Genomic DNA, 7,572 nt, shown 5'->3' on the forward strand with positions numbered 1-7,572 from the left:
GGCCAATCCGCCGGTGCTCCAGATCATCAGCCACTGAGAGCGGGCCGTGCCGCCGGATCCGTCGGCTTTACCGGCGCGCGCCGGGGACGGACCGCAGTCAGAGCTGGCTAGTCTGGGGAGTGGCCCGTCCGAAATGATCCGGTTACTCCCAGCACTGTGAGGTTGAGCCCCATGACCATGACCATCCGCAACCAGATCGCCGGCACCGTCGCCTCGGTCACCCCCGGCGAGGTCATGGCCACGGTGAAGACCCGGCTGACCGGTGGTCAGGAGCTCACCTCCGCCGTCACCCTGGAGGCCGTCAAGGAGCTCGGCCTCGCCCGGGGCAGCGAGGTACGGGCCATGGTCAAGTCCACCGACGTCTCGCTGGCCACCGGACCGGTCGCCGGGCTGAGCATCCGCAACCAGATCGCGGGCACCGTCTCCGACATCGCCACCGGCGGCGCCATGGCCACCGTCAAGGTCGCCATCGACGGCGGCGAGCTCACCGCGGCGATCACCAGGGACGCCGTCGCCGACCTCGGCCTCGCCACCGGCACCGCGGTGGTCGCGCTGATCAAGTCGACCGAGGTCTCCCTCGCCACCGTCTGAGCCCCGGCTACGCCGGGAGGGCGCGGACCAGCACCAGGGACCCCTCCAGCGAGGGCTGACCGCGGAGTGCGCCATGGCGCCGGTCCCAGGCGCCCGACCGCAGGTCGCGGCGGAGATGCTCGGTGTACTGCTCCGCCGTGGCCGCGTCGACGAAGCTCCAGGCGGAGCAGGCCTGCCGGGCGCCCGGGTCGAGCAGCATTTCGGGGCGGGCGTAGTACGCCTCGTTGAAGCCGTCGGTGCAGTCCGCGGGGATCGGCACCCGCTGCACGGTGACATCGCCGCCGAGGGCGTCGGCGATGTCGGCGATCGCCGGATAGCGGCGCGCCTCGGTGTCCAGCACCAGCGGCGCGTACTCGTACAGCCAGAAGTCCCGGACCAGGTCCGGATCGCAGGTCAGCACGAGCACCGGGCCGCGGGCCACCCGCCGCATCTCTCGCAGCCCCGCAGTCAGTTCGCTCCACTGGTGCACGCTGAAGGTGGTCATCGCGGCATCGAAGTGCCGGTCCGGGAAAGGCAGCCTCTCGGCCACGGCGTCGATGGCGGGGGAGAGGCGGCCCGGTCGCTGCGCGCGCATCGAGGCGGACGGCTCGACCGCGGTGACCTCGGCGGCCACCGACTCGTAGGACCCGGCGCCCGCACCGACGTTGAGCACGGTTCCGGCTCCGTCCAGGGCCCCGGTCAGCAGCGCCGCGATGCGCTCGTCGGGGCGCCGGTAGTCGGCGTAGCCGCCGCCGATCGTGCCGTAGTCCGCGTCGCCCGCGCTGCCGTCCACCGTCCGTGAGCTCATGATCCGAACCTATCTCCCCCGTCAATTGACGAAGGACTCGGGTCCGAAGCGGCCCCACACCACGAAGAGGACCAGGACGAGGTAGACCAGGTCCACCATCATCAGGGTGGTCTCGTGTCGTCGGATGCGGGTGATCGCGGCGCCGACCATGATGATGGCCAGTCCGACGGCGGCCAGCGGCACCAGGACCGGTGCGATGTCGACCACGGCGGGCAGGATCAGGCCCACCGCGCCCGAGGCCTCGAAGGCCCCGATGGTCCTGACGCCGCCGGCGCTGAAGTCCTCGACCCATCGTCCGCTGTGCCCGAACGCGGCGATCTTCTCCTTCGGCATCAGCAGCTTGACACTGCCGCCCATCAGGTAGGCGGCGGCAAGCACCCCGGTGACGATCCACAGGGTGAGGTTCATGGGAGTTCTCCGCTCGTCCTTGCTGTCGGGTGCGGTCAGTGAGGGCCGGGCCGGTAGTCGCCGGCGGGCTGCTGGACCATGACGTTGCCGCGGTTGAAGGCGTTGATCAGAGCGATGGCGCAGACCAGCGCGGCGAGCTGCTCCTCGTCGTAGTACTTGGCCGCGTTCGCCCAGGCCTCGTCGGTGACGCCGCCGGCCGCGTCGGCCAGGCGGGTGCCCTGTTCGGTGAGTTCGAGGGCGGCGCGCTCGGCCTCGGTGAAGACCGTGGCCTCGCGCCAGGCCGCGACCAGGTTGAGGCCGACCGCGGTCTCGCCGGCGTACGCGGCCTCCTTGGTGTGCATGTCGACGCAGAAGGCGCAGCCGTTGATCTGGCTGGCCCGGAGCCGCACCAGCTCCTGCGTCGCGGCCGGCAACGTGGTGTCCGCGAGCACCTTGGCCGCGGCGACGAGGTACTTCCCGAACTTGGCGGCGACCGGGCTGGTGAACATGTTCAGTCGGGCTTCCATGGTGTGCACTCCCTGCCGTGTGTTCTGCTGTTGTCCCTCTAAGACAGGGCAGCCCGGCAGGCTGTGACGGATGCGGATGTGACCTGCGTCTCCCCCTTGCGGCGTCGTAGTCGCCGCGATCGGGGTCAGGGCTTGCGGGCGATGCCGCCGTAGATGCCGACGCCGTGGTGTCGGACGTCCGGGTCGGCGAGGTGGTCGTACACCGAGGCGATGCCGGGCGGCAGCAGCTCCAAGCCGTCGAACAGTGCGCGGATCCGGTCACCGGTGCGCAGGGTCACCGCAGCCACCGACTTCTGCCCGTACACGCGTACGGCCTCGGCCTGGTTCTCCTCCACGACCGCGGCGTCGCCGCGCGGGTCGACGTCGGTGGTGGCGTGCGACAGCACCATGCGGCTTCCCGGGGCCAGTACGTCCGTCAACTGCTTGACGATGGCGGCGGGGCCGTCCTCGTCGGAGACGAAGTGCAGGACGGCCAGCAGGATCAGGCCCATCGGCCGGCCGAAGTCGAGGGCCCCGCGGAGCGCGGGGTCGGCGAGGATCGAGGCGGGGTCGCGCAGGTCGGCCTGGATGATGGTGGTGGCGCCCATACCGTGACCGGCCATCAGCGCACGGGCGTGGGCCAGCACGATGGGGTCGTTGTCGACGTAGACGACCTTCGCGGCCGGGTTGACGCGTTGGGCGACCTCGTGCGTGTTGTCGGCGGTGGGGATGCCGGTCCCGATGTCCAGGAACTGGTCGATGCCCTGCTCGGCCAGCATCCGCACGGCGTGCCCGAGGAACGCCCGGTTGGCCCGGGCCAGGTCCCGGACCTCGGGGGCCTTGGCGATGATCTGCTCGGCCGCTTCCCGGTCCGCGGCGAAGTTGTCCTTTCCGCCGAGGTAGGCGTTGTACATCCGGGCCGGGTGCGCCCTGGTGGTGTCGATGACCGGCGGGACCCAGCTGTCGTCGGCGAGCGACCCCAGTCGGCCCACCCCGTACTCGTTCCCGCTCATCACAGCTCTCCCGACCAGCCCAGTTCTCATACGATCCGATCAAAGGCTAGACGTCCCCGCTGTCACGGTGCGGACGAACCATGAATCCCGGTTCTCAGGCCGCGGGTCCCAGGACCACGCAGCCGCGCGCCGCGAGGGCGTCGAGCAGTCGGGCGGGCGGGTCGATGTCGTTCCAGCGGAGGTCCAGCTTCTCCAGGGAGGGGAGTCGGGTGAGCCAGTCGGGCAGCGTGGTGATGCGGTTGCCGCGCAGGTCGAGGCGGCGGAGGAGCGGGAGACCGGCCAGCGGCCGGGGGACCTCGGTCAGGGCGTTGTCGCGGAGGTCGAGATGGCGCAGTTCGGCGAGTCGCCCGACGGAGTCCGGGAGTTGGGTGATCGCGTTCCCGCGCAGCCACAGGTCGCGCAGGCGGCTCAGGTTCCCGATCGAGCCGGGGATGGTGGTCAACTGGTTGTGCTGGGCCCGCAGTTCGATGAGGCCGGTCATATCGCCGATGGCGTCGGGGAGTTCGGCGAGGCGGTTCTCGCTGACGTTGAGGTAGCCGAGTCGGGTCAGTTGGCCCAACGAGTGCGGAAGCTTCGTCAGCCGGTTGTCGTGGAGGTAGAGGAAGCCGGTGAGGGCGGTCAACTCACCCAGTTCCTCGGGTACGGCGGTGAGGGCGTTGTGGCCCAGGTCGAGCGTGTGCAGGGAGCGAAGCCGTCCGATCTCGGGGGGGACCGCGGTCAGGCCGTTGTCGGCGAGGATCAGCGCGCGCAACCCGGCCTGCTGCCAGATCGAGGCGGGGACCTCCTTGAGGTCCTGCTTCCAGAGGTTCAGCACCTGCATCACACCGTTGTCCATCCCTTGATCTTCGCAGGGAATCCCGGTCTTTGGGCCGGGCGGGATTGCGTTCCTTGGCGGGGAGGCGCGAAGCGCCGAGGGTCTCTGCGCCTGCGTGGCGAGGGTCAGCAAGGTACGTCGTCAGCGGCTCGACCACGCGCACAAGACCGCCCTGGCGCTGGTGCGTGAGCACGACTTCATCGCGCACGAGAACCTGACGATCCGCAACATGGTCCGCACCCCCGCACCCCCGCACCCAGGCCCGACCGGCACAGCCGGGCGCGTTTCTGCCCAACGGCGCGGCGGCCAAGACCGGACTCAACCGCTCGAGATCGGATGCCGGATGGGGGGTGTTCCTGACGATCCTGCACGCCAAGGCTGAAAGCGCCGGACGGGAAGTGATCGCCGTGGACCCCCGCAACACGTCCCGCCGATGCCCGCAGTGCGGGCACACCAGCGCGGACAACCGGACCACACAAGCAATGTTCCACTGCGTCGCCTGCGGCCACACCGCACACGCCGACACAGTGGCAGCCGTCAACGTTCTACGGGCCGGGCTGGTCCGTCGCGACGCCCACGTGGGTTAGCGAGAAGCCCCGGCGTTTACGCCGGAGAGGAGTCACGGGAGCAACTTACGGCGCGGCCGGGGCGCCGGGCCGGGGCGAAACGTGCTTTGCCGGGTGGGTGGCGGAAATCGGTGGAACCCGTCCCACCTGCGAGGACGCCCGCTCTGCGAGACTTTCCGACCCGACCCCGCCTCCGAAAGCTATTGACGTTAGCCAAGTATGGTTCGTATCGTCGCGTCGTAGCAGTAAAAGCCTCGGCAGCAGTCGGCAGCCGGCAACCCTGTAGGGGGACCCCATGAAACTCGCCCCGCACCTGCACCGCCTCGGCAACGACGTGGTCGCGTGCTATCTGATCGACACCGACGAGGGCATCACGCTCATCGACGCGGGCCTTCCCGGCCACTGGAACGATCTGCAGCAGGAGCTTCGCACCCTCGGCAAGTCCGCCGCCGACATCCGCGGAGTCGTGCTGACCCATGGGGACTCCGACCACATCGGCTTCGCCGAGCGGCTGCGGACCGAGCACGGAGTGCCGGTCCATGTGCACGCCGCCGACGCCGTCCGGACCCGTACGGGGGAGAAGCCCAAGGTGGCGTTCGGCTCCATGCGGCTCGGCCCCACCCTCGGCTTCTTCGGGTACTCCCTCCGCAAGAACGGGATGCGGACCAAGTACGTCAGCGAGGTGGTCGAGGTCGCCGACGGCGACACGCTGGAGCTGCCCGGCAGCCCGGTGATCGTGGGGATGCCCGGCCACTCGCCGGGGAGCATCGCGGTGCATGTGCCGCTCGCCGACGCGGTGTGCGTCGGCGACGCGCTGACGACCCGGCATGTGCTGACCGGGCGCACCGGTCCGCAGCCCGCGCCGTTCACGGACGACCCGGACGAGGCGATCACCTCGCTCGACCGGCTCGCCGACCTGAAGGCGTCCTGGGTCCTCCCCGGTCACGGCGCACCCGCGCATGCGACGCCGGCCGAGGTGGTCGAATCGGTCAAGGCGGCCAAGCGGGCGCAGGCGGCGTCCTAGGGGCCCGTCTGGGGACGATCACGGCGTCGGCTCCGGCGGCGGCCCGGTGCAGGCGGGCTCGTGGTCGGGCGACCCATACCGGGCTCGGGCCGCCTCCACCGACCGAGTGCCGGTGTCAGCGCCGCGGTCGTTCCTTGTCCACCTCGGGCAGTGTTTCGATCACACTGCGCAGATGCGTCCGCATCGCGCTCTCCGCCGCCTCCGCGTCGCCCGAGCAGACGGCCTCGATCACGGCCAGGTGCTGCGGCAGCGACACAGTGGGGCGGCCGGGGTGCATGGCCAGCCGGAACTGGTGCCGGACGTTCTGCCCGTGCAGCCGCTCCAGCACGGCGCAGGCGGTGCGCTGGCCGCTCATCGCCAGGATCCGGGCGTGCAGTTGCCGGTTGAGGTCGGAGTAGCCGAGGACGTCCCCGGTGGTCACGGCCGCCTGCATCGACGAGCCGATCTCCCGCAGCTGCTCGCAGTCGGCGCCGGTGGCGTGCTCGGCGGCCTTGGCCGCGCACAGGCCCTCCAGCGCCATCCGGACCTCGGTGATCTCGATGGCCTCGTCCAGCGACACCGCACGGACCCGGGCGCCGCGGTTCTGGATCCGCTCCACCAGGCCCTCGGTGGCCAGCTGGACCAGGGCGTTGCGCACCGCGGCCCGGCTGGTGTCGAACTGCTGCGACAGCTCGGCCTCGACCAGCCGCTGGTTGGGACCGAAGTCCCCGCTGATGATGGCCTCGCGGATGGCGTCGGCGGCGCTCAGCCGCGCCGGCTCCGTCGGTTCGGCCTTCTCAGCGGTTGCAGCCACGTCCCACACTCCACACACATTGGCGCCAATTTTGTTCCTGCATATTAGCCTGCATGAGCTACTGGGCCGGCGCGACCGGCGGAGTGCCGTGGGTGTGGAAGGACTCGATCGTCTTCAGGCCCCAGGCCTGGCCCTTGGCGCGCTCGGCCTCGGTCCAGGTGATCGTCTTCCAGTCCGGGGCCAGCACCAGCCGGGTGAGCGGGTTGCACAGCTCGATCCGGTTGCCGCCGGGCTCGTAGACATAGAGGAAGAAGGTCTGCTGGATGGCGTGCTTGTGCGGTCCGGTCTCGATGTGGACGCCGTTCTCCAGGAAGATGTCGGCGGCCCGGAGGATGTCCTCGCGGGTGTCGGTGGCGAAGGCGATGTGGTGCAGCCGGCCGTGGCTGCCGGTCCGGTCGCGGGTGTAGACCAGGTCGTAGGACTTGTTGGTGAAGGTCAGCCAGCGTCCGCCGATGTTCCCGTTGTCGAGCAGGATCTCCTCGGTGGCGTGGGCGCCGAGCACGTCGCGGACGAACTCCGAGGAGGACTCGACCTCGGCGGCGAGGTAGTTGACGTGGTCCAGCCGCCGCACGCACACCCCGCGGCCCGGGTACGCCTGCGGCTGGTTCTTCAGCGCCGGGGCCAGGTCCTCGGGGGCCTGGTACCACTCGCTCTCCCAGTAGGCCTCGAACTCGTGCCCGTCGGGGTCGCGGAAGACATAGGTCGGGCCCAGGCCCGGGTCGCCGTCGCGCCAGCCGATGCCGAGCCCGGCCTGCTCGACGGCCTTCACCCGGCGGTCCAGGACCTCCTGACTGCTCGTCCGCAGTCCGGTGCGGCGGATGCCGGAGGTGTGGTGGGCGGTGAGCTTGAGCGAGTGGTGCTCGTAGTCGTCCCAGGTCCGCAGGTATACCGAGTCGCCCTCGGTGCCGTTCTCGGTCAGGCCCATGATCCGGGTGAAGAAGTCCAGGCTCTTCTCGGGCTCGGGGGTGAGCAGCTCGACGTGGGCCAGGTGGGCGATCTCGTGCGTGGGTGCCATGGTGGAGGCCTTCTTCGTCACTGGGCGGGGCGGGACTGCCGGGCGGGCGGGGTCACTGGGCGGGGCGGGGGAAGAC

At 70.4% G+C, this 7,572-nt stretch carries 9 protein-coding genes and 1 pseudogene; 3 read left to right on the forward strand and 7 right to left on the reverse strand.

What is annotated here, in order from left to right:
- Window positions 1–171: 171 nt before the first annotated feature.
- Window positions 172–591 (forward strand): TOBE domain-containing protein, encoded by a 420-nt coding sequence (locus tag TR46_RS18165; protein ID WP_042402122.1) that lies wholly within the window; start codon window positions 172–174, stop codon window positions 589–591.
- A gap of 7 nt (window positions 592–598) precedes the next feature.
- Here TR46_RS18165 and TR46_RS18170 read toward each other — a convergent pair whose 3' ends face one another.
- The 5 genes from TR46_RS18170 to TR46_RS18190 all read right to left on the reverse strand — a co-directional run bounded on the left by TR46_RS18170 (window position 599) and on the right by TR46_RS18190 (window position 4,119).
- Window positions 599–1,378 (reverse strand): class I SAM-dependent methyltransferase, encoded by a 780-nt coding sequence (locus TR46_RS18170; RefSeq protein ID WP_042402125.1) that lies wholly within the window; start codon window positions 1,376–1,378, stop codon window positions 599–601.
- A gap of 21 nt (window positions 1,379–1,399) precedes the next feature.
- The gene (locus TR46_RS18175) at window positions 1,400–1,786 is read right to left on the reverse strand and encodes a DoxX family protein (RefSeq protein ID WP_042402129.1); all 387 of its coding nucleotides are present in this window, start codon (window positions 1,784–1,786) and stop codon (window positions 1,400–1,402) included.
- Between the two features lie 35 nt (window positions 1,787–1,821).
- Window positions 1,822–2,292: a carboxymuconolactone decarboxylase family protein gene (locus TR46_RS18180; RefSeq protein WP_042402132.1), complete on the reverse strand. Its 471-nt coding sequence runs from the start codon at window positions 2,290–2,292 to the stop codon at window positions 1,822–1,824.
- Between the two features lie 125 nt (window positions 2,293–2,417).
- Complete coding sequence (locus TR46_RS18185; protein ID WP_084718678.1) at window positions 2,418–3,284, reverse strand: SAM-dependent methyltransferase; 867 nt, start codon at window positions 3,282–3,284, stop codon at window positions 2,418–2,420.
- Between the two features lie 94 nt (window positions 3,285–3,378).
- A complete protein-coding gene (locus TR46_RS18190) occupies window positions 3,379–4,119 on the reverse strand; it encodes a leucine-rich repeat domain-containing protein (protein WP_042402135.1) in 741 nt (246 codons plus the stop codon).
- Between the two features lie 109 nt (window positions 4,120–4,228).
- On the opposite strand from TR46_RS18190, the pseudogene TR46_RS39550 reads away from it, so the two are divergent.
- Both TR46_RS39550 and TR46_RS18195 read left to right on the forward strand, forming a co-directional pair.
- A pseudogene (locus TR46_RS39550) lies at window positions 4,229–4,685 on the forward strand (RNA-guided endonuclease InsQ/TnpB family protein); the annotation flags it as partial.
- Between the two features lie 274 nt (window positions 4,686–4,959).
- A complete protein-coding gene (locus TR46_RS18195; protein WP_042402138.1) occupies window positions 4,960–5,688 on the forward strand; it encodes an MBL fold metallo-hydrolase in 729 nt (242 codons plus the stop codon).
- Between the two features lie 115 nt (window positions 5,689–5,803).
- Here the strand turns inward: TR46_RS18195 and TR46_RS18200 are convergent, their stop codons facing one another.
- Together TR46_RS18200 and TR46_RS18205 are read right to left on the reverse strand one after the other, a co-directional pair.
- Window positions 5,804–6,481, reverse strand: a complete 678-nt coding sequence (locus tag TR46_RS18200; protein ID WP_042402378.1) for a GntR family transcriptional regulator — start codon at window positions 6,479–6,481, stop codon at window positions 5,804–5,806.
- A 58-nt stretch (window positions 6,482–6,539) separates the two neighbouring features.
- Window positions 6,540–7,496, reverse strand: a complete 957-nt coding sequence (locus tag TR46_RS18205; RefSeq protein ID WP_042402382.1) for a catechol 2,3-dioxygenase — start codon at window positions 7,494–7,496, stop codon at window positions 6,540–6,542.
- Window positions 7,497–7,572: the final 76 nt, after the last annotated feature.

It is taken from the genome of Streptacidiphilus carbonis, from assembly GCF_000787775.1.
Classification (GTDB): domain Bacteria; phylum Actinomycetota; class Actinomycetes; order Streptomycetales; family Streptomycetaceae; genus Streptacidiphilus; species Streptacidiphilus carbonis.